Source organism: Pedobacter sp. ASV12, from assembly GCF_016429155.1.
In the GTDB taxonomy this organism is placed as follows: Bacteria; Bacteroidota; Bacteroidia; order Sphingobacteriales; family Sphingobacteriaceae; genus Pedobacter.
In genome coordinates, this window is the sequence record NZ_JAELUC010000037.1 from 1 (window position 1) to 25,788 (window position 25,788).

Annotated in this window: 20 protein-coding genes, 1 tRNA gene and 1 pseudogene; 10 read left to right on the forward strand and 12 right to left on the reverse strand. The window is 45.8% G+C overall.

The window, feature by feature from the left end; translation table 11 throughout:
- Positions 1–9 precede the first annotated feature (9 nt).
- The 10 genes and pseudogenes from JHD69_RS21475 to JHD69_RS10695 form a co-directional block, all read right to left on the reverse strand.
- Entirely contained in the window at positions 10–657 is a 648-nt protein-coding gene (locus JHD69_RS21475; RefSeq protein WP_441339468.1) for a DUF6973 domain-containing protein, read from the reverse strand.
- Positions 640–915: pseudogene (locus JHD69_RS21625) on the reverse strand (RHS repeat domain-containing protein); the annotation flags it as partial. The pseudogene JHD69_RS21625 and the gene JHD69_RS21475, both read right to left, overlap by 18 nt.
- A gap of 82 nt (positions 916–997) precedes the next feature.
- The gene (locus JHD69_RS10660; RefSeq protein WP_199140114.1) at positions 998–1,432 is read right to left on the reverse strand and encodes a DUF4279 domain-containing protein; all 435 of its coding nucleotides are present in this window, start codon (positions 1,430–1,432) and stop codon (positions 998–1,000) included.
- 2 nt (positions 1,433–1,434) lie between these two features.
- On the reverse strand, positions 1,435–2,604 hold the full coding sequence (locus JHD69_RS21480; RefSeq protein ID WP_199140116.1) for an RHS repeat-associated core domain-containing protein: 1,170 nt from the start codon (positions 2,602–2,604) through the stop codon (positions 1,435–1,437).
- Positions 2,605–2,748: 144 nt separating this feature from the next.
- A complete protein-coding gene (locus JHD69_RS10670; RefSeq protein ID WP_199140118.1) occupies positions 2,749–3,165 on the reverse strand; it encodes a hypothetical protein in 417 nt (138 codons plus the stop codon).
- A 2-nt stretch (positions 3,166–3,167) separates the two neighbouring features.
- The gene (locus JHD69_RS10675; RefSeq protein ID WP_199140120.1) at positions 3,168–6,494 is read right to left on the reverse strand and encodes a DUF6443 domain-containing protein; all 3,327 of its coding nucleotides are present in this window, start codon (positions 6,492–6,494) and stop codon (positions 3,168–3,170) included.
- A gap of 9 nt (positions 6,495–6,503) precedes the next feature.
- Positions 6,504–10,493, reverse strand: a complete 3,990-nt coding sequence (locus JHD69_RS10680; protein WP_199140122.1) for a DUF5977 domain-containing protein — start codon at positions 10,491–10,493, stop codon at positions 6,504–6,506.
- Positions 10,494–10,924: 431 nt separating this feature from the next.
- Positions 10,925–11,002 (reverse strand) — tRNA-Val (locus JHD69_RS10685).
- Between the two features lie 100 nt (positions 11,003–11,102).
- Positions 11,103–11,828: a DNA repair protein RecO gene (recO, locus tag JHD69_RS10690; RefSeq protein WP_199140124.1), complete on the reverse strand. Its 726-nt coding sequence runs from the start codon at positions 11,826–11,828 to the stop codon at positions 11,103–11,105.
- 1 nt (position 11,829) lies between these two features.
- Positions 11,830–12,177, reverse strand: a complete 348-nt coding sequence (locus tag JHD69_RS10695) for a diacylglycerol kinase family protein (RefSeq protein WP_199140126.1) — start codon at positions 12,175–12,177, stop codon at positions 11,830–11,832.
- A 161-nt stretch (positions 12,178–12,338) separates the two neighbouring features.
- Here JHD69_RS10695 and JHD69_RS10700 point away from each other — a divergent pair, with 161 nt between their 5' ends.
- Together JHD69_RS10700 and JHD69_RS10705 are read left to right on the forward strand one after the other, a co-directional pair.
- A complete protein-coding gene (locus JHD69_RS10700) occupies positions 12,339–14,714 on the forward strand; it encodes an efflux RND transporter permease subunit (RefSeq protein WP_233165861.1) in 2,376 nt (791 codons plus the stop codon).
- Positions 14,711–15,664, forward strand: coding sequence for a GNAT family N-acetyltransferase (locus JHD69_RS10705; protein WP_199140128.1), 954 nt, complete (start codon positions 14,711–14,713; stop codon positions 15,662–15,664). The genes JHD69_RS10700 and JHD69_RS10705 overlap by 4 nt, the downstream gene beginning before the upstream one ends.
- A gap of 62 nt (positions 15,665–15,726) precedes the next feature.
- Here the strand turns inward: JHD69_RS10705 and JHD69_RS10710 are convergent, their stop codons facing one another.
- On the reverse strand, positions 15,727–15,987 hold the full coding sequence (locus JHD69_RS10710) for an isoleucyl-tRNA synthetase (protein ID WP_199140130.1): 261 nt from the start codon (positions 15,985–15,987) through the stop codon (positions 15,727–15,729).
- Between the two features lie 266 nt (positions 15,988–16,253).
- Here JHD69_RS10710 and ileS point away from each other — a divergent pair, with 266 nt between their 5' ends.
- The 7 genes from ileS to JHD69_RS10745 all read left to right on the forward strand — a co-directional run bounded on the left by ileS (position 16,254) and on the right by JHD69_RS10745 (position 23,525).
- Positions 16,254–19,649, forward strand: a complete 3,396-nt coding sequence (gene ileS / locus JHD69_RS10715; protein WP_199140132.1) for an isoleucine--tRNA ligase — start codon at positions 16,254–16,256, stop codon at positions 19,647–19,649.
- A 90-nt stretch (positions 19,650–19,739) separates the two neighbouring features.
- Entirely contained in the window at positions 19,740–20,123 is a 384-nt protein-coding gene (locus JHD69_RS10720; protein WP_199140134.1) for a TraR/DksA family transcriptional regulator, read from the forward strand.
- Positions 20,123–20,725: a lipoprotein signal peptidase gene (locus JHD69_RS10725; RefSeq protein ID WP_199140136.1), complete on the forward strand. Its 603-nt coding sequence runs from the start codon at positions 20,123–20,125 to the stop codon at positions 20,723–20,725. The genes JHD69_RS10720 and JHD69_RS10725 overlap by 1 nt, the downstream gene beginning before the upstream one ends.
- Before the next feature lie 98 nt (positions 20,726–20,823).
- Positions 20,824–21,516, forward strand: a complete 693-nt coding sequence (locus JHD69_RS10730; RefSeq protein ID WP_199140138.1) for a 3-keto-disaccharide hydrolase — start codon at positions 20,824–20,826, stop codon at positions 21,514–21,516.
- A 72-nt stretch (positions 21,517–21,588) separates the two neighbouring features.
- Positions 21,589–22,122 carry a GNAT family N-acetyltransferase gene (locus tag JHD69_RS10735; RefSeq protein WP_199140140.1) on the forward strand — a complete coding sequence of 178 codons (534 nt, stop codon included), beginning with the start codon at positions 21,589–21,591 and terminating at the stop codon, positions 22,120–22,122.
- Positions 22,123–22,337: 215 nt separating this feature from the next.
- On the forward strand, positions 22,338–23,045 hold the full coding sequence (locus JHD69_RS10740) for an SIMPL domain-containing protein (RefSeq protein WP_199140142.1): 708 nt from the start codon (positions 22,338–22,340) through the stop codon (positions 23,043–23,045).
- Between the two features lie 168 nt (positions 23,046–23,213).
- Positions 23,214–23,525, forward strand: a complete 312-nt coding sequence (locus tag JHD69_RS10745) for a hypothetical protein (RefSeq protein ID WP_199140144.1) — start codon at positions 23,214–23,216, stop codon at positions 23,523–23,525.
- A gap of 65 nt (positions 23,526–23,590) precedes the next feature.
- On the opposite strand, the gene serS is transcribed toward JHD69_RS10745, so the two are convergent.
- Positions 23,591–24,862, reverse strand: coding sequence for a serine--tRNA ligase (gene serS, locus JHD69_RS10750; protein WP_199140146.1), 1,272 nt, complete (start codon positions 24,860–24,862; stop codon positions 23,591–23,593).
- A 103-nt stretch (positions 24,863–24,965) separates the two neighbouring features.
- Between serS and rsmI the strand changes: the two genes are divergently transcribed.
- Positions 24,966–25,685, forward strand: coding sequence for a 16S rRNA (cytidine(1402)-2'-O)-methyltransferase (gene rsmI, locus JHD69_RS10755; protein WP_199140148.1), 720 nt, complete (start codon positions 24,966–24,968; stop codon positions 25,683–25,685).
- The last annotated feature ends 103 nt before the right edge of the window (positions 25,686–25,788 follow it).

Here is a 25,788-nt window from a genome sequence, read left to right on the forward strand (position 1 = left end):
CCTTCTTTATCAATAAGCTCTGCTTCTATTTATCGCCCGTGGCTTTGCTTGTAGTGCTTTTTTGAATTGATCCTTTGACATATGAGAAGACTTGACTATAGCTTTCCCATCTTTACCTTTTTCAAATATATAAGTTTTTCCATCTCTAACCGCTTCAAGAGATTTTATGGCTAATTCATCATTTGATAAATCTGGGTTTGCAATTCCAATGTCCCTACCTACTTTATTATTTAATTGATCTACAAAGGAGTCCGCTATTTTCTCATCAATTTCAATGGAACCTTTTCCTTTGAGATCTTTTACCAGCTCTTTATTATTTTCTAAAACATTTTGCAATCCATACCTGCCTTCATGTGCATCTCCTGCTTCTTTTGCGATATCAGATCCAAAAACAGAAGTTACTAAAGCTTGACCAAGTACATGCCTAAAAGCATTTTGATTACCTCCAGGCCTGTTATCTCCTAATTTAGCATCTTTAGAGGTATTTTGAGCAGATTTTGCAAGAAGAGCAACACCAAAAGATTTATAAACATGCCTCCCTACAAATTGAGCCTCCGCATTAGAGAGATACACACTAGCTATTTGTGTGGCTAAATCAGTTTTTGTTTTTATTATTGCTGAACGCATTGATTTCCAAAAGCCATCATCTGGCTTCATCCCATCCGGATCAATAAACCTTATCGGGTTGTTGAACACATAGTTGTATGGGCTGAACCTTCTCATCTGCTCCGCCAACGGATCCACAGAATTCCACCTTCCAATTACCGGGTCGTAGAACCTTGCGCCATAGTCGTAAGCCTCCAGTTCCTCCTGCAGCTCCTTGCCGTTATAAAGATATTTGTTATTTCCTGCACTTGCAACCCTGCGCAGGCCGAACGGATAGTAGTTGTCCTCCTGCAATTTGCGTATCGTGCCACCATAGATGTCGAAGGTATAGCGTAGTCCAATACGATGCCCGTATTAATAACTACTCTCAATAAAGCAATCATCCGAATATTTATTCGTTTAAGCAATACAGATCAAATTCTATATCAATATTGTATTCGTTTAGTCTCTTAACGAGTTCTTTGTTGAATACGAAATAAGGATTTACTTCATAAAAGTAACCGAAGCACAATAAATGGTTCTTTGGAAATCTTTTTAATACGCTTAAAACTTTATCCTTCTCTCGGTCTAACAGGTCTAGCATTAGTTCTATTGCAGAATTCAGGTAGCCGTCTGGCCACTCGCGAAGTTCAATTTTAAGCATCCATAAATTATACTTGTTAAATTGACCATCAATAACCTCATTTGTACTAGGTTTTACTTTGTTTTGGCCTTTGATCATGTATGCTGATCCTTGAATATTTGTAAGTTCGGTTACTATATCCGGAACCTCATCTTGTGTATCAATAAACAAAGTACACCCAAATTCATTTTGCTTGTCTGCCATATTTATTGTTGATTAATATAGTTTTTGATATTTTCGTATAGAGGCTCGTAGCTTTTACTTTTTTCTGCTCTAAAAAAGAGGTTCCCATTAGAATCCTTCCATAAATCTATTTTCCCTCCTGTATTACCTTGTTTTGGCTTATGATCATGAGGGTCAAACCCATTTGATTGCATTTCTTTAATTTCTCCTGCTGAAACTCTACTCACCTTACCTTCGGGCTCGGAAGATGACAATTTCATTCTTTCGCCTAAAAGATCGCTTAGTTGTACTATACCATTAAAGGTTTGTATTGTTTCCAATAATTGTCCAGATGCATTTTTTCCTGCCCCTCCAATAAGACTTGCATCAGCAAATCCCTCTCCAACAGCAGTCACAACACCAAATAAATTTGCCTCTTTTCCTAGACCTGGCTTACTGTTTTCCATCACCTTTATGGCAGACTTCAAAACAGGCACTTTCTTTAATCCTTTCTCGAGCTTCTCGGTTTTCTTGTTCAATGCACTCAAACTGGCTCTATTATCAGCTTGCAGAGAAGCTTCTTCTTGGTTTTTTGGTTGGCTACCTTTTCCGATTCCAAATAATTGCTTTAACATTTCCCACAACCCTGGATCAACACCTTCCATCCCATCAGGATCGATTAACCTGATCGGATTGTTGAATACGTAATTATACGGGCTAAACCTCCTCATCTTCTCAGCTAGCGGATCCACAGAATTCCACCTGCCAATCACCGGGTCATAGAACCTGGCCCCGTAGTCGTAAGCCTCCAGCTCTTCCTGCAATTCCTTGCTGTTATAAAGGTATTTATTATTTCCTGCACTCGCAACCCTGCGCAGGCCGAACGGATAGTAGTTGTCCTCCTGCAATTTGCGAACTGCACCGCCGTAGATGTCGAAGGTGTAGCGCACATTTCCAAGGTGGTCGGTCAGGTTGTAATGGTAGGTATAGGTGCCCCCGTTGTTCTGGGCCTTGCCCTCCTCGGTCTGGATGAAATCTATGGAGCCGTTGACATACTGGATGCCGTCTATATAGTCCGTCGTGGTGCCCGTGCTACTGTTAACCTTCCTCAACTTGGCGCCCGTGGCATCGTACAGGTAGGCCAGTCCAATGCTCCCGCCCGATACCGCCGACGGCAGGTTCAGCTGGTTGTACGAAAGGCTTGCCGAAGTCATGGCAACCTTGTGGATGTTTATAGCTTATTATTGCGATTTATAAAATATGAATTTGCAACCTAAACCTTATCGATACAGTTTTTTTTGCAAAAGAGGTTCTCTTTCTCACTCCAAAAGCAATATTTAATCCATAATAATTTCAACCTAATCATCACAACTATTATTACAAATATATTCTTTATTCCATAAGTTATAGAGACTTATTGCTTCATCAAGAATCGAATTAATATTCCTCTCATAAAATTCTATGCTTTGATTTTGATAAATAAATTGTTTTACGAAAAACCTCTTCTTTGATCCATCGTAACTTTTGCTTAAATAAAAAGAAAATATTGGCCCTCCGACTTCATCAATATAAACCAAGCCTAGATTTCCCATAAATTTTTTTTCTTCAGTTGTGAAGTCAACTATCAAAGCATCATTTTCTTTAACTGACTTTGTAAGCCTCCAGGCTAACGCCATAAGCTTATCCATCATAATGCGTTCAATAATAACTAACTTATTCTCTATTTTTAGAAAATCTTCATCACTTATGTGATCATATATATTATAATTTAACATATCTATTTTATTAGTTTGAATCCACCTATAACTGGAAAGGGTTGGGATATTATAGCCTCTCTGCCTCCGCCTGGCTGGCCATATTTTGGTTTTACCTTAGAATAATTACCCGGTCCACTAGGAGATTTTGTATGAAGGATTAATGACTCAAAAGTAAAAACTCCTAATTGTGGTGCATTTGGAAGCGCTAATTTTGATTGCGCTCCTTTGCTTGTTATATAAGCATCGGGGCTAATATATTTATTAGAAAACAATCCATTACGATCAAAAGGCAAAACATAGTTTTTTCCATCAACAGTCTTGTATATATTGTCATATTCTGCTTGTGATACATATCTAAATACAATTTTATTCTGTTCATTTCTGGGCTGAATATTCCAATCGGTTACCGCTTCCAAAAATGCTTTGGTGTCTCCCTCATTTAGATAATCTACCAATCGTTGACTAAATTTCTGTTGCCTTACAGGGGCAGATTCATTATCTCCAGATAAGAACAACATCCCGATTAATCCATACAAAAATCTTGAAGTCGTAGCTCTAAAGCCAACTGAAGCGGTAGCATCCACCGCTACAGCGGTTTCTGTCATTGCTACAGGCAAAATAAATGCGTTATTGTTATTTTTCTTCTTTTTCTTTGGATCGTCCTGATCAAAAGCCATCTGATTCTGAATTTGAGAAAATATTCTTACAGCGTCTTCACCATCATATTTTACTCCTCCATTAATCTCTTCAACAGACATCCCATTTGGATCAACAAACCTTATTGGATTATTAGAACCATAGTTATATGGAGATAATCTCCTATCAAGCTCTGCCAATGGATCCACCCCATTCCACCTCGCAATCAGTGGATCGTAAAATCTGGCTCCATAGTCGTATTGCTCCAATTCCTCCTGCAGCTCCTTGCCGTTGTACAGATATTTGTTGTCCAACGATACCGGACTTCCCGCAGGCTTACGCAAGCCAAAAGGATAATAGTTATCCTCCTGCAACTTGCGTAAAGCACCATTATAAATATCGAAAACATAACGTACATTTCCAAGATGGTCTGTCAAATTGTAATGATAAATGTAAATCCCTCCGTTATTCTTAGCAATTCCTTGTTCAGTCTGAATAAAATCTATCTCTCCATTATTATATTGAATACCATCTACATAATCTGTAATAGTTCCTCTATTATTATCTTTCTGTCTTAGTTTGGAAGCAGTTGAACTAAAAGTATAAGAAAGATTTATTCCAGAACCTGATATTGCAATGGGGAGATTTAGTTGATTATAGGCAATACTTACATAAGTTCTTCCAATGCCAACTGTTGATCCTGTGGCATTCCCGTTGCCGTCGTAGACGTAGGTACCCGTAGCCATGCTGCCTCCGCTGACGCTGCTCAGCTGGTTGCCGGTATAGCCGTAGGTGCCCGTGCTGCCGTCCCTGGTCAGCGTGGCGATGTTGCCCATTACGTCGTAAGTGAGGCTTTCGCTCATGCCGATGCTCGAGTTGCTGCCACTGGCCAGCCTGTTCAGCTTATCGTAGCCGTACACAAAACTGTTCGGGAAAGAGCCTCCCGAGCCCCACAGCTGGTTGGCTATATTGCCGTTGTACTGTGGCGAGGTGCCGTCCTCGTATTTCAGTTGCAGGCCGAACTGTGGCGAGGTACTGCCTTTCAGCCAGCCCCGCTCGTTATACGCATATGCTGTGCTCTGCAGGCCGTTGGCCAGCTTCTTTTCCCTCAGCTGCCCGATCTCGTTGTAGAGCATCTCGCTCAGGGCTACCTCTCCTTGGCTGTTAATATTCTCCGTACTCAACACCTTTCGACCTACATGGTCATAAGTATAAGTATTAGCAATAATAGTAGTGATACTGCTAGCATCGTGTGTACGAATCGAAGCTGTCAATTCATTAGCAAAGTTGTATGTATTACTTACAATATCGACACCCCCCATATGGTTTTGACTTTTGGATTGCAATACCTTTCCATCGACGTCATAATAACTTGTACCAAGCAACATTGTACTCGTTCCCAATATAGCTGTTCTATTTCCAGTCACCAATCCCCTAATACGGCCTCCATTTGCTTGTTCTGATGTCGGCCCCCCAAGAATGTTATTGTAGAAATCATAATCGTCAAAATAACTGATGCTATAATAATTAGCTATAGATTGTGGTGGGGCATTATCAGTATATCCTGTATTATAAGTTCCCGTATTTTCTCTAGTTTCCCATAAAGAAACACTGACATTGACGGAATTCTGCATCGCCAACCGTCCGTTGGAATTGTCATGAAGTCCCGTTATAATTGCCCTGCCCAATACATCGTACTTGACGAACGACCACTGGCCGTTGCTGCGCTGCACGCTGTCCTGGGTCATCACCACCTGGTCCAGCTTGTTGTACACGATGTGCTCCCAGCCCCTGCCCGGTATCTTCTTTTCGATTACCCTCTTCCTGCCGTCGTAGTGGTAGCCGTAGACGTAGTTCTTGAATACGGCATCCGCTTCGGTAAAGCTGGCGGCCGTTACAGCCGGAGGCACCACGTAGGCCAGGCTGCCGTAGGCGTCGTAGACGTAGTAGGTGTCCAGCGCCGTGCCTTCGGTTTCCCAGATGCGCTTCAGCACCACCCGGCCTTCGGTATCCTTGTACTCTTCGCTGGTGCCGGCCTTCCCGCTGCTCCAGTTCTCGTCCCTGGAGATGCTCTTGTACAGCGTGCCCGCAGGGTAGTTAGCCGAGGCGGAAGCCCCGGAAGGGTTCGTCCGCCAAAGCTTTACGGCGTCCGACGCCGCATTGATGGCATAGCCGGGCCTCGCGGTATGGCCCGAGCCCGCTATGCCGGCGCTGTAGGGCTGCCAGGCCGCGCCCGGTGCGCCCTGCTCCAGCACTCTGCCCAAAGGCGAGGGCTCCATCACCGAAATGCCGTACGGATAGGGGGTCTTGGCCACATTGGCGTCCCATCCCGTCGAAACACCGTAGAAGCTCGCCTGGTTCGCGACGCCACCCGTTTTATAGGCTCCATCGCTTGCCGTCTGCTCTGCATAGGGCAGGTATTTTTTGGTCTCGCGCCCAAAGGCGTCGTACTCGGTCACCTGCACCACGTCCCTCTGCAGGGGGCTGGCCTTCCATTGCACCGTCTGGATGGGCCTTCCCAGCCCGTCCACGTACTGCACGGTGCGGTTCGCCTGCCCCACGGGCAGGCCTGTGAGCATGGAGGCGTCGGTCTTGCCGGCCACCTTGACGATGGTTTCCATCGTATAGTTCCTGTCGCCGCTCGGGCTCTGGGCAAAACCTTCAAGCGAGGCCAGTGCCAATATAAGGAAGAGGATATTTCTTGTTTTCATGGGTGCGCGCTAGAATATATACTTATCTAGGTAAAGTGTGGCCGTTGGAGCCGTAAGTGTTACACCGGTAAGGGTATAGCTGGATGTGGCATTGTCGAACCCGTTCCAGTACGACCCCGTATTGAGGTAGCAGCTTGCCCAGCCGAGATCCGTATACCAGTCCCAAGTCATGCCCGAAACAGTAATAACGAAGGTATAGGTACCTTGTGGAACACTAATGCCAGCTTGTAGCTGCGCCGTGTTGTAGGTGTAAAGCGTTGTGCCGCTGCCATCCTTGATCACCAATGATGAGACATCGGCAGAGTTTGGGCCTGTCGGTGTATATGGCGTAGTATAGTTGACATAGCTGATGGCAGTGGTGGCCACGCCCGAACAGGTGCCGTTGGCATTGGCATAGGCCTGTCCCCCGTTGGCCAGGGCCGCATTGGCCAAGGCATTGGCCGCAGCCTTGGAAGAGGCCGAATAGGTATTGGCCGGTATGGTATAGGTAACCGAGGTACCTGTGCCTGAAGAACAGTTATTCTTGGTAAAGCTGCCACTCACGGCGTCGTTGTAGAAGGTTTCATGCGCCAGGTTGTACTCGTAGCTCTTGACAATGTTGCCGTCCTGGTCCTTCACGTTCTTCAGCCGGTTGAACTCGTCGAATTCGCTGTACGTGGTCAGTCCCTTGGCATCGGTAGAGGCCGAAATGCCTATCCCGCTCTTGTACACATAGGTGCCCAGCTGGGCGTCTTTGGGATGGATGCGCACGTCGTCTATGGCATCGCCCAGCGCAAGCGTAACAGCCCCGGTGTAGGCCTGCTCCTGGTATTTCCAGGTGCCCCCGTCGCGGTACCAGTAGCTCAACACGTAGGCGCGCGCGTTCGGGATGCTCCACGAAACGTAGAAGTCGCCGCTGTAGAATTTATCGCCGGTATGCGCCGTTCCCGAACTCGCGCCGCTGTATTCCTCGAAGTTCTCGTGGTAGAACTCGCTTGGCAGTGCGTTCTTCGCCTCGGCTATCACATAGTTCTTCTGGCCCAGCGCCGTCGAATAGCTGGTGTTGGCCGGATAGGCCCATTGATAGGAAACAGGAATTCCTCCGGTCAATTGCTGGCTGACAAGGCGACCCGCACCGTCGTAGCCGTAGGCCACGCGTTCCTCGTAGCGGCTGTCGCTGAGCAGGCTGCTGTATTTGGTCCCGCTCATGCCTTCGCCGTTCAGGGCATTCAGGCCTTTTACGGCCAACGCATACTGCCTGACCGGCTTGAAGCTGGAAGCGCTGTATTCCGTGATGCCGGCGCTCACCAGCACCGAATCCGTTCCTGTCTTTCGCCACACCTGCTGCTCCCAGGCCGGCCTTAGGATATGTGCCGTGGTAAATGCGCCGCTTACGCCGGTGGTATAGCTGTCGGGATATTTGAACTTGCTGATCAGCTGGTCGCCGTTCGAGGCAGTTGTCCGGGTCATCACCAGGTTCTTGGTGTCGGCCAGGTCGTAGCTGTTGTTCGTTACCGTAACCAGCGAGTCGACGCCCTCATAGCTTACTTCGCGTGTTTTCTTTGTGTAGAGCCAGTAGGAACTCATCATCGAAAGCTCGGCCTGAAAATGGTAAAGGCGTCCGCCATACTGTCCACCTGGGATTACAGTTACTGTTGTATCCTTGTATGCCTTCAGTCCCGTTGCCCCTCCCATTCCGTATTCGCCGTATTCGTACTCGGTCTTTTTCACGGGAACCAATCCACCAGATGTCTTTTTGTACTGCACGGCCTTCAACGGCTGCACCCCGTTGAAGCTGCCTGCAAACGAGACATAGTCGCTGCGCGTGGTTAGCGTATCGGTGCCGCCAACCAAGTCTTCGAAAACCGTCCGGTAGTAGTTGGGCTGGCCTCCGTTCGAGCCTTCGGAAACGAAGGAACTGAAGTTTAAGCTGTTCACAATAGTCATTTGGTTCTGTGCGCTCAACGTCACTTCCGTAAGTGGCTTTTGATCGTACACTCTAGAAACGGGAGAGCCACTCGAAAAGCCGTTAGCATCGGTATAGCGGTAGCTTTTTACCGTAGGCAGGCCAATACCCGGATTGTTGGTGATCCGCCTGATTCGCAGACCACCAGCCGTAGCCCCTTCTATCGGAACACTGGTGTTGTTTGCATAGCTCCAGGTAGCCGACATGCCATTTTCCTTGCTGTCGGCAAAAACCTGAACATAATAGGTGCCAGGGGTAATAGGCACGCTAAATGTTAGTCCAGAATTTTGACTATCCGTTTCTAGGGCCATCAGTTTTACAAAAGTATAGGCATCATCATCCAACCTGAAAAGTATGGCATCGGAAGTCCCCGGATCGGGTTTGATGATGCCATCATATGCTAAAGATTTGGGTGTTCTTACTACATTGATCAAAAGTGTCTGCGCAACGTTGGTGGTAAAGGTCCCGCTTGAAGGGCTGGTCTCGAGCACGGCAAGGGGATCTCCGCCAGACCGAGCGACATAAACGTTCTTGCTTTGGGAGGTCTTCACATAGTCGATACCGTTGTAGCCCATGTTACCTTCGTATTCGAAGCTGGTGTTGCCTCCGGTGGGATAGGTTATCTTTTTTAGTGCGCCGAATTTGGCTATAAAGGGATTCGGATCCCTATTTGGTCCGCCCGGATAAACATAGTCCGGGATCATCACGCTGTTGAATATTCCTCCCGCATAATATCCATAATGGTCTACAAAGGCATTGGACTTATCGGGATAGCTATCGTTTTCATTCTCGTAATCGAAAGTATGGACCTGCTTGTTGGCCATGTTGCCCCCTAATCCGACAGGGTATTCTTCAATACTCTTCAGCTTGAGATATTTGTACAGGAAATTGCTACCGCTTGCACCGAAATATTCATAATTGAGCTTAAAGCTCTTCAGCTGGTCGCCAGAATTATTGTCAGTAATGCTGATGCCCCCCAGGGCCGGAGAGGCCGTTGACATGTCCTGCCGCCCAGAGCTTGTTCCCGAAAAGGTAACCGTATTTTTCTCAGAGACGATGCTTGTGAGTCGAAGCGGAGCAATATAGGATGAAAAGCTGTAGTAGGGAGAATAGAGCTGGGAAGATCCCCCGCTCGAAGGGTCTTCTACTTTTTTGTAGGTCTGCGTATTAGTACCCACCTGCGCATATTGTGTATCTGTGGTATAAAGGAACCTGATGGTTTCAGTATTGGAAGCGTTGGTAACCGAGGTCAGGTACCAAGAAGATGCATGGACAGGTATATTATAGCTTTCGCTGTAAGTAGCTTTTGGACTTGTATACTCTGCATCGCTGAAATAATACTTGGTGCCATCTTCCGTAGTGATGGTAAAGTTGCCCACACCGCCACTGATCTTCAGCTTCTGGTATGGATATATGGTATAGGTGCCGTTCACGAGCGTAAATTTGCCCGAATAGCCTCCAAAGTTGAAGCTGAATACATCAGGTTCTCCATCATAAACCCCTTCGGTCACGCTTTCTAGGAAGGTCTGCATGCTGTTGCTTTCGTAGCCGCCAAGAGCTATGATCCTGCTCTGTACATAGCTGCTCCCAAAGTTCTGATCACCGGTGCTGCTCTCGTCAACCCGGCCCTTGATCTGCCTCGAAATAACCCCGCCGGCCTGGAGGTTCCAGCCCAGTCCGGTCCAGCCGATGGGCTGCGAGGGCCTAAAGCCATCATAGCTATAGCTCAGCGTAATGGGAACGCTCAGCTCGTGCCCGGAAACCGTGTAGATCGGGATGGAAAAATTCGGCGCCCCGCTCGACTGGTTCACCGAAGCATCGCCGAAACGTCCCAGGGAGCCGGCCGTGGCAGACGGGGCCACAAGGTCCGTTCGCAGATAGCCCACAGGATTATCGGCAATTTTTTGGGCATTGGCCGCCTGGATGACGAAAAAGAGGATGAAAAGAGCGCATGCAAAAAAACGGCAAACCTGGAGCTTTTCTGATTTGCTTCCACATGGAAGCTCGTGGCGGAGAAACTGGCCCCCGCCCCCTTTTGGGAGAAGTGTTTTCATTGGATGGATTTAATAATAAGTGTTCTCGCACCTCCTTTCACCCACAACATCAACATTCCCAAAAGCGCTGGAACGCAATAAATTTGATAATTTGAATTTGGATTTACAAGTTTATTTTAAACTTGCTTGAACAGGATTATTTTGGTTTCATAGCCCATCGGATAACATTGGAAAATGATGCATAGTCGGATAGAATTCCATAAACCTATATAAAAAAGAATATTCTCTTGCGCTCCAACGATTTCAGCACATAAAAATCAGGCACCAGTATTGCTACATTCACAGAAGGGCGGAGACTATAATTAAACTTGCCAGGCGTGAGGACGGAACACAGGAAACCAATTTCCATTTTTGTTTCTTCTTTAATTATACAAATCTTCGGTTTGGGAAAGACAACAAAACAAAAAAGCCCCGAATTGCTTCGAGGCTTTTGGTGGGAGATACTGGGTTCGAACCAGTGACCCCCTGCTTGTAAGGCAGGTGCTCTGAACCAGCTGAGCTAATCTCCCTTTTGGGTTTTTCCTTTCAACTTGGCAACCTGCGTTGCTTCGTTTTGGGATTGCAAATATAGCGCGTTATTATAGTTTTCCAAAAAAAATTTAAAAAAAATTAAGAAAGTACTTCTTCTAATACCTGATGTGACTTGATTTGCCCAAAAGAAGCCGTATGCAACGCATAGAAAATCAATATTTTATCCAACAGAAACCTCCTCGTGGCATTATTCAGTTTTATTTCATTTATTTTTTCGAATGGCGTGGCAAAAAGCGCCAAAAAATAGTCGGCTTCCGTTTTTGCGATAAAATTGGGATGCACCGGGATCAAAGAAGTGAACTCTCCCTCCTGCAAATCGAAATATTTTTGGTCGTTTCGGGTCTGGCCATGGGGCGCAAAACCCAAAAATTTGGAGAGCTTGAGCAAAAATGCCAAATGGAAATTGGCACTTGGCTCCTCATGCTCGTCGAACCAGCTCACGGCACTGTAAATAAAATCGAACAGGTTTTCGTCGGCCTGCTGCTGACGGATGCTTTTGTAGAGTACCTCGTTCAGAAACTGGATCACCGTATTCTTGATGACCTCATAAGGAATGGTCCTGAATACAGGTGAAGGCCTGGCTTCGGCCACCCTTTGCAGCTGCGTATTGGCTTTGTAATACACCACCATGTCGAGCAGGTGCAGGGGCTGAAGCACGTTCATGGGTATTTTGGCCTTTGGCTTTTTTACGCCATTGATCAAATAAGACTGGATGCCGAACTTATCGGTAAACACCTGCGCAATCACGCTACTTTCGCTGTACAGCGTGGTTTTCAGCACTATTCCTCTAATTTTATGCAACATTTCAGCTCAACTTGGGCACAAAGATAAACAAGCCAATAGCTAAGGCCAACAAAGCAATTAACAGGACGGCCGCCGCGGCCACATCCTTAACCTTGCCCGCCTTGTCGTTCCAAGTAGGCGACACCAAATCGACCAGCACTTCGATAGCCGTATTGAACAGCTCGGCGGCCAAAACCAGGGCAATAGCCAGCGAAATCCACAACCACTCGGCAACCGACAATTGCACATATAAGCCAAGGGCAACCACCAATGCCGTGACCACACAGTGAAGCTTAAAATTCAGCTGGCTCCGAAAGGCATAGGCCAACCCCTTAAAGGCATAACCAAAACTCTGCAGCAATTTATTCATCTGCTACTAAAATACACCAAAATCGCGACATCGGAAGCCTCCCGCCTTTTGCAAACAAACAATTGTGGCATTCTGATGTTAATGTAGCATAAAAAATAGGGCTGTTTTTGCAATACGCCATTTTTATTAGTTTCTTTACTTTTTTAAAAAGCAGTTTGATTATGTGGGCTAAACTCTCAAGAGCTATACTTCAAAACAGGATCGTCCTTATTCTTTTCTTCCTTGTTGCAACGGTTTTCATGGCCTGGCACGCCCGCAATCTTAAACTTTCTTATGCCGGAAGCAAGATTTTACCCCTTACCGATTCGGTTTTCATTAAGTATAACGCTTTTAAAAAGCAGTTTGGAGAAGATGGCAGCATCATGGTGTTGGGCATTCAAAATGCTGATATCTACAAAAAAGAGAATTACAACCAATGGGCGCAGCTTTCGCAAGACATCCAGCACCTGCAAGGCATCAAAGGGGTTTTATCTATAGGCAAACTGTTCGAACTGCAAAAAGATACGGTAAACCAGAAGTTTGTGGCAAAGCCGATTCCCAACGGACTGGTCAAGAGCGATGCCGAAATGGATTCGCTCAAGACTCGCTTACAGGCTATGCCTTTTTACGATGGCCTGTTGCTAAACAAAAAAACCAATGCCACCCTGATGGCCATTACCTTCGACCAAAAAATACTGAATTCGGCTGCCAGAAATCCGGTGCTGAAAGAAATCGAAGCGAAAGCCGAAGCTTTTAGCAAAAGTACAGGCATACAGGTTCATCTATCAGGATTGCCCTACATCAGAACGGCTACCAGCAAATTGGTTTCGAACGAGTTTGTGCTTTTTTTGGGCCTTTCTATTTTGGTGTCGGCATTGATTCTACTGATTTTCTTCAGGAGTTTTTATGCAGTCTTTTTCCCGATTTTGGTGGTCATCATGGGCGTAATCTGGAGCATCGGCACTTTGGTGCTGTTTGGTTATGAAATCACCATCCTCACCGGACTGATTCCGCCGTTGATCGTAATCATCGGCATTCCGAACAGCATTCTGCTCCTTAACAAATACCACAACGAACTTAAAAAACACGGCGACAAACAACAGGCCTGGGCCGTTACCATCGAGCGGATCGCCGTAACCACCCTCATTGCCAACGTAACCGCAGCCATTGGCTTCGGGGTTTTGTACTTTACCGGCAGCGAGCTTTTGATGCAGTTTGGCAGCGTGGCCGCACTCAACGTCATGTTTACCTGGCTCATCTGCCTTTGCCTTATTCCGATCATATTCAGCTACCTGCCAGCACCAAAAGGAAAAATAAACATCGCACACGTCCCCAATTTCCTCGATAGCTTGCTAGCCAAAACAGACGGCTTGGTGCAACAAAAAAGCAGCTTGATCTACCTGCTGACTATTGTACTGAGCATCATCTCTTTAATTGGGGTCTACAAAATCAATGTAAACGGCTATGTAGTTGACGATCTGCCCAAAAACTCGCAGATTTTAACCGACCTGAAGTTTTTCGAAAAGAATTTCGAAGGGATTTTGCCTTTGGAGATTAGTGTAGACACCAAGCGCAAAAATGGCGTGCTCAGCATTTCAACTTTGGAGAAAATAGACAAGATGGAGCGCATGGTGGCCGCCTACCCCGAGTTTTCACGTTCCATTTCGCTCAACACCGGACTTAAATACGCCTCGCAGGCTTTCTACAATGGCGATTCGGCTTTTTACCGCCTGCCCAGCGACATCGAAAAGAACTTTATCCTCATTTATGCCGCCAACTCGGGCAACGGCAAAAACAAGGGCAACATGGATATGCTCACCAATTTCGTCGACAAAAACAAGCAAACGGCCCGCATTAGCTTTCAAATGGCCGATGTAGGCTCTAAACGTTTGGATGCGCTGCTGGAGGAACTCAAACCACGCATCGATTCGATTTTAAGCCCGAAACGCTTTAACGTAGAACTCACGGGCTCGAGTATTATTTTCTCGAAAGGAACCGATTACCTGCTCAGACACTTGGTTGAAAGCATCGCACTGGCTATTGTTTTGATTTCGCTATTGCGATTGGCCCAGTTCAGGAGCCTGGGCATCATGTTTATCTCGCTGCTGCCTAATGTGGTGCCGCTCATCATAACAGCCGGCCTGATGGGCTTTTTCCATATCCCGCTAAAACCTTCAACCATCCTGATCTTTACCATTGCCTTTGGCTTGGCATCCGACCAGACCATTTATTTCCTGACCCGCTACCAACAGGAGCTCACCTTGACCAATTACAGCGTAAGCAAAGTAATTTCCGACACCATCCGCGAAACCGGAGTAAGCATGACCCACATTGCCTTGATCCTTTTCTTTGGCTTCGGAATTTTTACGGCTTCTACCTTTGGTGGCACGGTTGTTCTGGGCTTATTGCTGTCCATCACCTTAATCGTAGCACTGGTGTTTAACCTTACTTTGCTGCCTGCCCTGATGCTTTGGCTCGACAAGAAAAAGACCCGCAAGCCTATTCCCGAAGACCAAGTTGCCCAAAACGAAGCACAGTTCGACCATGAGACGATATGATCGATTTTGAACAGCTCGATTACCTGAACAACGGAAACGAACTGCAGCAAAAGGCCTATCGGCTATTAACAGCACATCGGGTTTTCGAGAAACTCGCTGCCTTTCAGCCGGTGTTAACGGGTACCATCCCCATTAACATTGCCATTGCAGGCAGTGATTTAGATGTGATTTGCCAGTGGACGACTCCCCAAGACTTCCGGCAAGCATTGATCAGCCATTTCAACGAAAAGAAGGATTTCGAGCTACGCGAAGCCACAGTAAACGGACAGCAAACAATCATGGCCAATTTTAAGATCGAAGACCTTGCACTCGAAATCTTCGGACAGGCCCTCCCTGTACAGCAGCAACATGCCTATCGGCATATGCTCATCGAGCATCAAATCTTGACGGACAAGGGCGAACACTTTAGGCAACAAATCGTGGCATTAAAGAACCAGGGCTACAAAACCGAACCCGCTTTTGCCCAATTGCTAAGGCTCGAAGGCAACCCGTATGAAGCCTTGCTGGCGTATAAAATTTTTCGCCAAGCCACCAGCGCCGACATCAAGCCCATGCAAATTGTACGCAATTCGGTCAACGAAAACAGGCTTTCTGATCCCAATTTGGTAAGTGATGCCGATTGCGAGGAGTTCATCAACCACAGAGGCAGGGGCTGGGTATGCGAAATAGACCAGCAAATTGTCGGCTTTGCCATTGCCGACCTTCAAGCGCAAAACATCTGGGCCTTATTTGTCCTCCCTCAATTCGAGCAACAGGGTATTGGCCAACGGCTTCACCAACTCATGCTCGACTGGTATTTTGCGCAAGGGCACCTCCATGTTTGGCTGAGTACTGCGCCAGGCACAAGAGCCGAAGCATTTTACCAAAAAGCAGGCTGGAAAGCCACCGGCATGCAGGGAAAGGAAATCAGATTCGAAATGAATCTAACAGACTGGAAAAAGAGAAACTGAGGGGCTTAGCAAAGCGAATTCAAAGGCCAAGCAGCCATGCCACAATTAAAATCGCGTTAAAATTAATGTACTTCTTCGCTTTCAAGAGGCTCGGCACTCACGGGTTTTAACTCTACGCTTTTGCCATCCTTATCGGCTTTTTTTGCAAAAATTATCGGATAAAGAAACAGGAAGGCACCCAAAATCAAAAGCAAACCCGATGCACCCAGTACAATACCGCTACCTGCTATCTTGTTGCTGCTCATTACCTGTGCTGCAATTAATGCCACAATGCCAAGCAAAATGGCATATACCGCTTTTTGTAGTTTTAAAACCTTAATCATGACCTGGCGTTTTAGACTTTCGTTGTTTAATGATGCTTATAATAACAAAAATCAAACCAATAAGTTCTAAAAGCATTGCAAAAGTCATCAGCAGCGCCCTATGGCCAGTACCCAACAAAACGGCAACCGGCATCAGCACAACCGCAGCCAACATGCAAACCAATCCGATTTTTAACAATTTATCCATAAAACTCTTTGCACAAAACTACCATAATTCATTCTAAAACTGTAGCTTTGCATCCTTAATTTTTGGAGATACTTGATTGATGTATAGGGAATTTAAACAATTAGAACTAGCGAAAATAGGTAAAGAGATACTCGAATTTTGGAAAGCGGAAAACATCTTTGAAAAAAGCATAAGCACCCGTTCAAAAGCCAAACCATTCACCTTCTACGAAGGCCCGCCTTCGGCCAATGGCATGCCCGGCATTCACCATGTGATGGCCCGTGCCATAAAGGATATCTTTTGCCGCTACAAAACCCTAAAAGGATATCAGGTAAAACGCAAAGGCGGATGGGATACCCATGGCCTGCCTATCGAGCTGGCCGTTGAGAAAAAACTCGGCATTACCAAAGACGATATCGGCAAAAAAATCTCTGTCGAAGCCTACAACTCGGCCTGTAAGGAAGAGGTGATGCGCTATACCGACGTTTGGAATGACCTAACCGAAAAAATGGGCTATTGGGTCGACCTTCAAAACCCGTACGTTACTTACCACAACGAATATATCGAAACGCTTTGGTGGATCTTAAAGCAGTTCTACAACAAAGGCCTGCTTTACAAAGGCTATACCATCCAGCCCTACTCGCCTGCTGCCGGCACCGGCTTAAGTTCGCACGAACTGAACCAGCCGGGCACCTACCGCGATGTAAGCGACACCACCATTGTAGCCCAATTCAAGGCTATTGCTTCTTCCCTGCCTGCTTTCTTGAACAGCTACGGCGAAGTAAGTTTCCTGGCCTGGACCACCACGCCTTGGACCTTGCCTAGTAATACTGCGCTAACCGTAGGCCCGAAAATCGACTATGTTTTGGTGAAGACCTTTAACCAATACACCTTCGAACCCGTTCAGGTGATCTTGGCCAAGGCCTTGGTGGGCAAACAGTTTGCAGGCAAATATTTCTTGGCCGAAAGCGATGCCGACTTTGCCAATTACAAGGCCGAAGACAAGAAAATACCTTATACGGTTCTGGCCGAGTTTGTAGGTGCCGATTTAGTGGGCATCAAATACGAACAATTGTTGCCTTGGGCTACGCCTTACCAAAACCCGGAAAATGCCTTTAGGGTAATCAGTGGCGATTTCGTAACCACCGAAGATGGTACCGGTATTGTACACACCGCCCCTACTTTTGGCGCCGACGATGCGCGCGTGGCCAAATTGGCTACCCCAGAAGTACCACCGATGTTGGTGTTAGACGAAAAGGGCAACCCTGTTCCGTTGGTAGACCTGCACGGCCAGTTTATTGCCAGCCTTAAAGGTGGCTTAGGCGGCAAATACGTGAAAAACGAATACTACAACGATGGCGAAGCGCCAGAGAAATCTGTTGACGTAGAAATCGCCATCTTGCTTAAAGAAGAAAACAAAGCCTTTAAGGTGGAGAAATATGTACACAGCTATCCGCATTGCTGGCGTACCGACAAACCCGTGCTCTATTATCCTTTAGACAGCTGGTTTATCAAAACTACCGACCTCAAAGAAAAGATGGCCGAACTGAACAAAACCATCAACTGGAAACCTGAAGCCACCGGCACTGGCCGTTTTGGCAACTGGCTGGAAAACCTGGTCGACTGGAATCTTTCGCGTTCGCGCTACTGGGGTACGCCGTTGCCGATCTGGCGCACAGCCGATGGTACGGAAGAAAAATGCATCGGCTCGATCGCAGAACTGAACGCCGAAATTGCAAAAGCAGTTGAAGCAGGATTGATGCCTGCGGGATTTGAATTGAAAGACATGCACCGCCCGTATGTCGACGATGTCATCCTGGTATCGGCCAAAGGCGAAAAAATGGTACGCGAACTTGACCTGATCGATGTGTGGTTCGACAGTGGCGCCATGCCTTATGCGCAGTGGCACTTCCCATTCGAAAACAAGGAAGAATTCGAAAACGCCTACCCTGCCGATTTCATTGCCGAGGGCGTTGACCAAACCCGTGGCTGGTTCTTTACCCTGCACGCCATTGCGGTTATGCTAAGCGAAAGCAGCGACGAAATCAAAGCCATCAACAAAATGGTGAACAATCCGGGTATCGCGTTCAAAAACGTAGTATCCAACGGATTGGTATTGGACAAAAACGGCAACAAAATGTCTAAACGTTTGGGCAATGCCGTCGATCCTTTCAGCACCATCGATACCTACAGCGCCGATGCTACCCGCTGGTACATGATCAGCAATGCCTCGCCTTGGGACAACCTGAAATTTAACATCGAAGGATTGGATGAAGTACGCCGCAAATTTTTCGGCACCTTGTACAACACCTATTCTTTCTTTGCCTTATATGCCAATATCGACAAATTCGAAATCAACCTCGACCAACAAACGCCTATCGCGCAGCGCAGCGAGCTTGACCGTTGGATCTTGTCGCTATTGCAAACCTTGATTGCCGAAGTTGACGAAAGCTACAACAGCTACGAGCCTACCAAAGCCGCGCGTGCCATCCAAACTTTTGTTGACGAGCACCTGAGCAACTGGTATATCCGCTTGTCGCGTCGCCGTTTCTGGAAAGGCGAAATGACCGAAGATAAAAAAGCAGCTTATGAAACCTTGTATACCTGCTTGATGAGCGTATCGCAAATGATGTCGCCTATTGCGCCTTTCTTTGCCGATTGGCTGTATGGCAACCTTACTGCGGCCAACCCAAGTCAGCACGTTGCCAAATCGGTGCACTTAACCATCTGGAACGAAGTTGACAGCACTTTGATCGACTACGATCTGAACGAGCGCATGGAACTGGCGCAAAACATCTCGTCGATGGTCTTGTCGTTGCGCAAGAAAATGGGCATCAACGTACGCCAGCCACTGGCCAAGGTATTGATTCCGGTATTGGACGATAATTTCCAGGTGAAAGTAGAATTGGTGAAAGACCTCATCCTTTCGGAAACCAACATCAAGGAAGTAGACTTCATCAAAGACACTGCCGGCTTCATCAAGAAAAAAGTTAAGCCTAACTTCAAGGCCTTAGGGGCCAAAGTAGGCAAAGACATGAAACTGGTAACCGAAGCGATTACCAGCCTCTCGCAGGAAGAACTGGCCCAATTTGAAAAAGAAGGCTCAATTGCCATCAGCAATACCCCATACGTTATTCTCCTTTCAGATGTTGAAATCATTGCCGAAGACATTCCGGGATGGCAGGTAACCAATATGGGCAACCTGACGGTGGCCTTGGATGTCAGCATCACCAATGAACTGAAACAAGAAGGATTATCGCGTGAGTTAATTAATCGCATCCAGAATTTAAGAAAAGAACTAAATTTTGAAGTTACCGACCGAATTAACGTAAGTTTACAAAATGCACCGATCATTGCCGAAGCCGTACAGCAGAACAAGGCCTATATTTGCGCAGAAATCCTCGCGGATGAAATTAAATGGCTAGAAAACGTAGACGAGGGAAACAAAATCGTAATCGAAGATGTTGAGTTACAAATTTTGATTACTAAACAATAATAGAATATGGAACCATCCTCAACCGGCCTTTAAAAATGGCAACCCACGGTTAATGATGGTTCCACTACCATTAAAATTAAGTTAGACCAAATGGAAAAAACTGAGAAAACACGCTATTCAGATAGCGAACTACAAGAGTTTAAAGAGCTGATCCTTGAGAAACTAAAAAGTTCAAGGGAGGAGTTGCTTTCGTTGACTTCCTCGTTGAGCAATCCGAATTCAAATGGTACTGAAGATACTTCTGGCGCTTACAAAACGCTAGAAGATGGTTCTGCGACTTTAGAAAAAGAGCAGATTAACCAATTGGCAGCCCGCCAGAAAAAATTTATCGACAACCTGGAAGCCGCATTGGTGCGCATAGAAAACAAAACCTATGGCATTTGTCGCGAAACCGGGAAACTGATCCAAAAAGAACGTCTGCGTGCGGTGCCGCATGCTACGCTAAGCATGGAAGCTAAATTGAAGCAGGGTTAATGAAAGGCTACACAAAACCATTAATTGTCATCTTGTTGGTATTAATTGCCGACCAGGCGCTTAAAACGTGGATTAAAACCCACATGTACCTGCAACAAGAATATAAGATCATTGGCAACTGGTTCATTATCCACTTTACCGAAAACAACGGCATGGCCTTTGGCCTCGAGTTTGGTGGCGAATTTGGCAAACTGGCGCTTTCTATTTTCAGGATTATTGCCGTTGCCGGAATTGGCTATGGCCTGCATTACCTTATTAAACGCAAGTATCATCGTGGCCTGATCATGAACGTAGCCCTGATTTTTGCCGGAGCGCTGGGCAACATCATCGATTCGGTGTTTTATGGCGTGATCTACAAATACGAAAGCCTTTTTCATGGCCGTGTGGTAGATATGCTTTATTTCCCGATATTAAGGGGCACATTCCCATCATGGCTACCCGTTTGGGGAGGCGAGCCTTTCGAGTTCTTCCGTCCGGTATTTAACCTGGCCGATGCTTCTATTTCGATCGGAGTAATTGCCATCCTGTTGTTCCAAAAAAGATATTTCAAGGAAGAAATCAGGGATGAGATTGGCATTAACAACGAAAGTGTTGAAGATTAATCGATAGCTGTTAAAAAAAGCATTAAAGCCATCTGGAAAACCAGGTGGCTTTTTTAGTTTTAGTTAATTATATTTGAAAGAAAACCAACATCAGCCTTATGAAAAAAACCGCCTTACGCCTTATGCTATGCTGCGCCACCTTGGCACTTTCAATCCCTACATTCGCACAAAAGAGCTTATTCGACGGAAAATCGCTTGCCGGCTGGCATGCCGACGTTCCCGAAATGGACAAAAATCCCAATGCCAGAAATCCCTTCATAGTAAGAGACGGCAACCTGGTTAGCCTTGGCACACCTGGCGGACATTTGATTACCGATAAAATTTACCAAAACTACCGCCTGGAAGTAGAATACCGTTTTGCAGGCAAACCCGGCAATTGTGGCGTATTGGTTCACGCCTCTACCCCGCGTGCCTTGTACGGCATGTTTCCCAAATCGCTGGAAGTGCAGATGCAACACCTTGATGCCGGCGATTTTTGGTGCATAGAAGAAGACATTACCGTACCCGATATGGAAACCCGCCGCGGGCCCAAAGAAAACTGGGGCGTTAACGGCAATAAGTTGCGCCGCATTAAAAACCTGACCGATGGCAGCGAGAAACCGGTTGGCGAATGGAACAAAATGGTAATCGAGTGCTACAAAAACTCGGTAAAGGTTTGGGTAAATGGCGACTTGGTAAACGAAGGCACCAACTGTACAGCCGATAAAGGCCAAATTGCCCTGCAAGCCGAGGGTTCGGAAGTAGAATTCAGGAAACTGGAACTTACGCCCATCAAAAAATTGAGCAAATAATTGCGTATTGCGAAGGGCATATTGCCACAAGGCATTCGGTAACAGTATCTATTAATATTTTAAAACATCATAATGAGTTTTAACCTGCAGCCTACTTCGTTAGCAAGCGACCTGATCAGACTCGTTCCACTAAAGGAAGAAGACTTTGAAGCGCTCTACGAAGTAGCCTCAGATCCGCTGATTTGGGAACAGCACCCCAACAAAGACCGCTACAAACGCGAGGTTTTCCAGAACTTTTTTCAAGGCGCCCTACAGTCGGAAGGAGCCTTTATCGTTTACGAGCAGGCAAGCGGCAATGTGGTAGGCAGTTCGAGGTTTTACGACTATGACGAGGCCAATAGCTGCATTACCGTTGGCTACACCTTTATTGGTCGCGAGTATTGGGGCAAAGGCCATAACAAAGCCTTAAAAAAGCTCATGTTCAACTATGCCTTTCAATTTGTAGACCATATTATCCTGCACATTGGCGCCACCAATTTCCGTTCGCAAAAAGCCATCGAAAAATTGGGTGCGGAGAAAATAGACGAAATTGAAGTGGCCTATTATGGCGAACCTGTCAAGCTGAATTTTGTCTATCAGGTTGCCCAAAAAGACTGGGCTATTTAACAAGTTATAGCAAGGTTACCTACACCAATTCCGCATCAAAAACGACCTAATTTCAATTTACTTCTAAGGAAGAATTGAAATTTATTTAAAATATAATACACTGACAGTCTAACAATTACAACAAAAGTTGAATAAAATTTAATTTTTGGCTGTGGAATTGTGGCCCCGTTGACATCTTACTTACAAACACACGAAAATTATAAATGATACACCACATGAAAAAATTAGTAGCCCTAGCCTTTGTTGCCTTATTCAGTATGAGTGCCATGGCGCAGCAAGTAGACCTGAGAAGAAAAATCAATGTAAGCGGATCGGCCGAAGCCGAAGTAACGCCAGATATCATCTATATCGGCATTTCGCTGAAAGAATATCTTAAAGACAACAACAGCAAAAAAAGAGTAGACATTACCGAGTTGGAAAACCAGCTTTACAATGCCGTACTCAAAGCCGGAATTTCGAAAGAAGATTTGATGATCAACAACATCTCAAGCTTTAACTACGCTACCGAGAAAAAGAAAAACCCTGATTTTTTGGCCAGCAAACAATACCGTTTAAAAGTAAGCGATTTGAACAAATGGAACGAAATTATTGGCGCGGTTGATCCTAAAGGCGTGGCTTATACCAATATTGAAAGCTACGACTACTCTAAAATCGAGAGTTTGAAAAAAGAACTGAAAATCAAAGCCCTTCAAGCTGCCAAAGCCAAAGCAGCCTATATGGTTGAGGCCTTGGGCGAAAAACTGGGTGGCGTAATCGATATCCAGGAAATCAACAACGAAGCCTATCCGCAGCCTATGTACAGAGCCAATGCAATGATGATGAAAGCCGAAAGTGCCGATGCCATGGGTGGCGCACCTGTTGACCTCGATTTCAAAAAAATCAAGCTCAACTACCAGGTAAATACCGTATTCGAAATCAAATAATGCCTGTTTAAGTATACAACTTCTAGGAGAGCAGTCGTTACTCGATTAAAAAAACAGGCTTTTTAACCTAGAATAGGCATATTTTAAAAAAAAGAAAAACCTACCAATCAATATGGTAGGTTTTTTGTTATATAGCAGATACAATTTAACCTTTAATTTTAATCGCATATGAAAAAGATCATTTACGCACTAATGCTTGTCTTTGTTTTGGGAGTTAGTGCAAATACGGTTTCGGCCAGCGAAAACAACAAGCCGAAAACAGAACTGACTGCTGAACAAAAAGCACAGTTGGACAAAATTGTAAACCGTGTAGAAGAGATCCGTAAAATGGACAAATCCAACCTAACCAGGGCGGAGAAAAAAGCACTGAGAAAAGAGCTGAGGGAAATGAAAGAGCAAGCCCGAGTGCTTGATCGTGGGGTTTATCTTTCAGTAGGTGCCATTATCATCATTATTTTGCTATTGATTATTATTCTATAAGCACTTACTAGCAACAAAAAAAGCCTCCAGATTTGCTGGAGGCTTTTTTTGTTGGTTTTTGTCTATTAATCGATCTTATCGAAACCGGTATATTTTCTCAAAACTTCCGGAATAACAATCCCGTCTTCGGTTTGATAATTCTCCAAAATAGAAGCTACAATGCGTGGCAAGGCAAGCGCGCTTCCGTTAAGGGTGTGCGCCAACTGTGTTTTGCCTTCTTTGCCTTTAAAACGCAATTTTAAACGATTGCTTTGATAAGTTTCAAAGTTAGAAACCGAAGATACCTCCAACCAGCGTTGCTGGGCTGCACTCCATACTTCCATATCATAGGTCATGGCCGAGGTAAAGCCCATATCGCCGCCACAGAGGCGCAATACGCGGTAGTGCAATCCCAATTCCTGCAAAAGCGACTGTACGTATTTGCTCATATCTTCAAGCGTTTCGTAAGATTTGTCGGGATGCGTAATCTGTACCACCTCAACCTTATCAAATTGGTGCAACCTGTTCAGTCCACGCACGTGTGCACCATAAGAACCCGCTTCTCTTCTAAAGCAAGGGGTATAACCTGTATTTTTGATCGGAAGGTCTTCTTCCTTCAGGATCACATCGCGGTACAAATTGGTAACTGGCACCTCAGCGGTCGGGATCAAGAAAAGGTTGTCTACTCCTACATGGTACATCTGGCCCTCCTTATCAGGCAACTGTCCGGTACCAAAGCCAGAAGCTTCGTTTACCAAATGAGGCACCTGCATTTCCCTGTAGCCTGCAGCTGTAGCGTGGTCTAAAAAGAAATTGATCAAGGCACGTTGCAACCTGGCACCTTTGCCCTTGTATACCGGAAAGCCGGCACCCGTTATTTTCACGCCCAATTCAAAATCGATGATATCGTATTTGGCGGCCAGTTCCCAATGTGGCAGGGCTTTGACAGGCAGTTGAGCCGGTTCGCCATGAACCAAAACCACCTCGTTTTCTTCGGCTGTTGATCCAGTTTTTACCAAATGGTAAGGCAGGTTGGGCAACTGCACCAATAAATTAAACTGATGAGCTTCTAGCTCGGCCAGCTTATCGCCAAGGTTTTTGATGGTTTCCTTATGCGAAGCCGTTTGCGTTTTAACAGCTTCGGCTTCATCTTTCTTGCCGGCACGCATCAACTCGCCAATCTGCTTGGCCGCAGCGTTTGCCTCTGCCGCAATGCTATCCAACGAAGTTTGAGTTTGGCGACGCTCTTCATCAATGGAGATGATTTGGTCTACCAATTCGGGTTGTTTAAAATTGCGAACGCTAAGTCGCTCTAAAACTTTCTCTCTATTTTCGCGGATATAGTTAACTTGCAGCATTATTTATTTTTTTTACAAAGATAAGATTGAATTACGAATTACGACTGCCGATTTAAGATTTTTAATGGCCAGGCGTAAATCCTTCCATCTAAAATCGTAAATCATGAGTGGCAAACTATTCCTCGTACCCACGCCTATTGGCAATTTAGAAGACATGACTTTCAGGGCCATCCGGGTTTTAAAGGAAGTAGACTTAATTTTGGCCGAAGATACCCGAACCAGCGCTCCTATGCTCAAGCATTTCGGCATTGATAAAAAAGTGTATTCGCACCATCAGCATAACGAACACAAGGCTACCTCCGAAATTATCAAGTTTCTGAGCCAGGGGCAAAATGTGGCCCTCATTTCTGACGCAGGAACGCCGGCCATTTCCGATCCGGGATTTTTCCTGGTAAGAGAAGCCCTCAAAAACGAGATAGAGGTAAACTGTTTGCCGGGCGCTACGGCTTTTGTGCCGGCCTTGGTTAATTCGGGCCTGCCCAGCGACCAATTTGTATTTGAAGGCTTTTTGCCCGTAAAAAAGGGGCGCCAAACCCGGTTAAAGCTGCTGGCACAAGAAGAACGTACCATGATTTTTTATGAAAGTCCGCACCGCCTACTCAAAACCCTCGCCGAATTTGCCGAGTACCTGGGCGACGACAGGCAGGCATCGGTAAGTCGCGAGCTGACCAAAATGTATGAGGAAACTGTTCGCGGCGCTTTAAGCGAAATCAAATCGCATTTTGGGCACAATGTACTTAAAGGCGAATTTGTGGTGTGTGTTGCGGGCAAGCCCAGCATAAAAGCCAAAAACAAATACGAAGACAACAACCCGGACGATTAGCCGTTTCAAAATAGCGACAGCTAAAGAAAACCATCCAAATAAATTCACATTTCAAACATCATATTTTAAAAGTAGAATCCGTAATTTGTGTGGCGGAAATAAT

Excerpts from the sequence above, each read along its gene's own strand:
- JHD69_RS21475 (WP_441339468.1), bottom strand. The coding sequence starts at position 657 with ATGAAGCCAGATGATGGCTTTTGGAAATCAATGCGTTCAGCAATAATA.
- JHD69_RS10660 (WP_199140114.1), bottom strand. The coding sequence starts at position 1,432 with ATGGCAGACAAGCAAAATGAATTTGGGTGTACTTTGTTTATTGATACA.
- JHD69_RS21480 (WP_199140116.1), bottom strand. The coding sequence starts at position 2,604 with ATGACTTCGGCAAGCCTTTCGTACAACCAGCTGAACCTGCCGTCGGCG.
- JHD69_RS10670 (WP_199140118.1), bottom strand. The coding sequence starts at position 3,165 with ATGTTAAATTATAATATATATGATCACATAAGTGATGAAGATTTTCTA.
- JHD69_RS10675 (WP_199140120.1), bottom strand. The coding sequence starts at position 6,494 with ATGAAAACAAGAAATATCCTCTTCCTTATATTGGCACTGGCCTCGCTT.
- JHD69_RS10680 (WP_199140122.1), bottom strand. The coding sequence starts at position 10,493 with ATGAAAACACTTCTCCCAAAAGGGGGCGGGGGCCAGTTTCTCCGCCAC.
- recO (WP_199140124.1), bottom strand. The coding sequence starts at position 11,828 with ATGTTGCATAAAATTAGAGGAATAGTGCTGAAAACCACGCTGTACAGC.
- JHD69_RS10695 (WP_199140126.1), bottom strand. The coding sequence starts at position 12,177 with ATGAATAAATTGCTGCAGAGTTTTGGTTATGCCTTTAAGGGGTTGGCC.
- JHD69_RS10700 (WP_233165861.1), top strand. The coding sequence starts at position 12,339 with ATGTGGGCTAAACTCTCAAGAGCTATACTTCAAAACAGGATCGTCCTT.
- JHD69_RS10705 (WP_199140128.1), top strand. The coding sequence starts at position 14,711 with ATGATCGATTTTGAACAGCTCGATTACCTGAACAACGGAAACGAACTG.
- JHD69_RS10710 (WP_199140130.1), bottom strand. The coding sequence starts at position 15,987 with ATGATTAAGGTTTTAAAACTACAAAAAGCGGTATATGCCATTTTGCTT.
- ileS (WP_199140132.1), top strand. The coding sequence starts at position 16,254 with ATGTATAGGGAATTTAAACAATTAGAACTAGCGAAAATAGGTAAAGAG.
- JHD69_RS10720 (WP_199140134.1), top strand. The coding sequence starts at position 19,740 with ATGGAAAAAACTGAGAAAACACGCTATTCAGATAGCGAACTACAAGAG.
- JHD69_RS10725 (WP_199140136.1), top strand. The coding sequence starts at position 20,123 with ATGAAAGGCTACACAAAACCATTAATTGTCATCTTGTTGGTATTAATT.
- JHD69_RS10730 (WP_199140138.1), top strand. The coding sequence starts at position 20,824 with ATGAAAAAAACCGCCTTACGCCTTATGCTATGCTGCGCCACCTTGGCA.
- JHD69_RS10735 (WP_199140140.1), top strand. The coding sequence starts at position 21,589 with ATGAGTTTTAACCTGCAGCCTACTTCGTTAGCAAGCGACCTGATCAGA.
- JHD69_RS10740 (WP_199140142.1), top strand. The coding sequence starts at position 22,338 with ATGAAAAAATTAGTAGCCCTAGCCTTTGTTGCCTTATTCAGTATGAGT.
- JHD69_RS10745 (WP_199140144.1), top strand. The coding sequence starts at position 23,214 with ATGAAAAAGATCATTTACGCACTAATGCTTGTCTTTGTTTTGGGAGTT.
- serS (WP_199140146.1), bottom strand. The coding sequence starts at position 24,862 with ATGCTGCAAGTTAACTATATCCGCGAAAATAGAGAGAAAGTTTTAGAG.
- rsmI (WP_199140148.1), top strand. The coding sequence starts at position 24,966 with ATGAGTGGCAAACTATTCCTCGTACCCACGCCTATTGGCAATTTAGAA.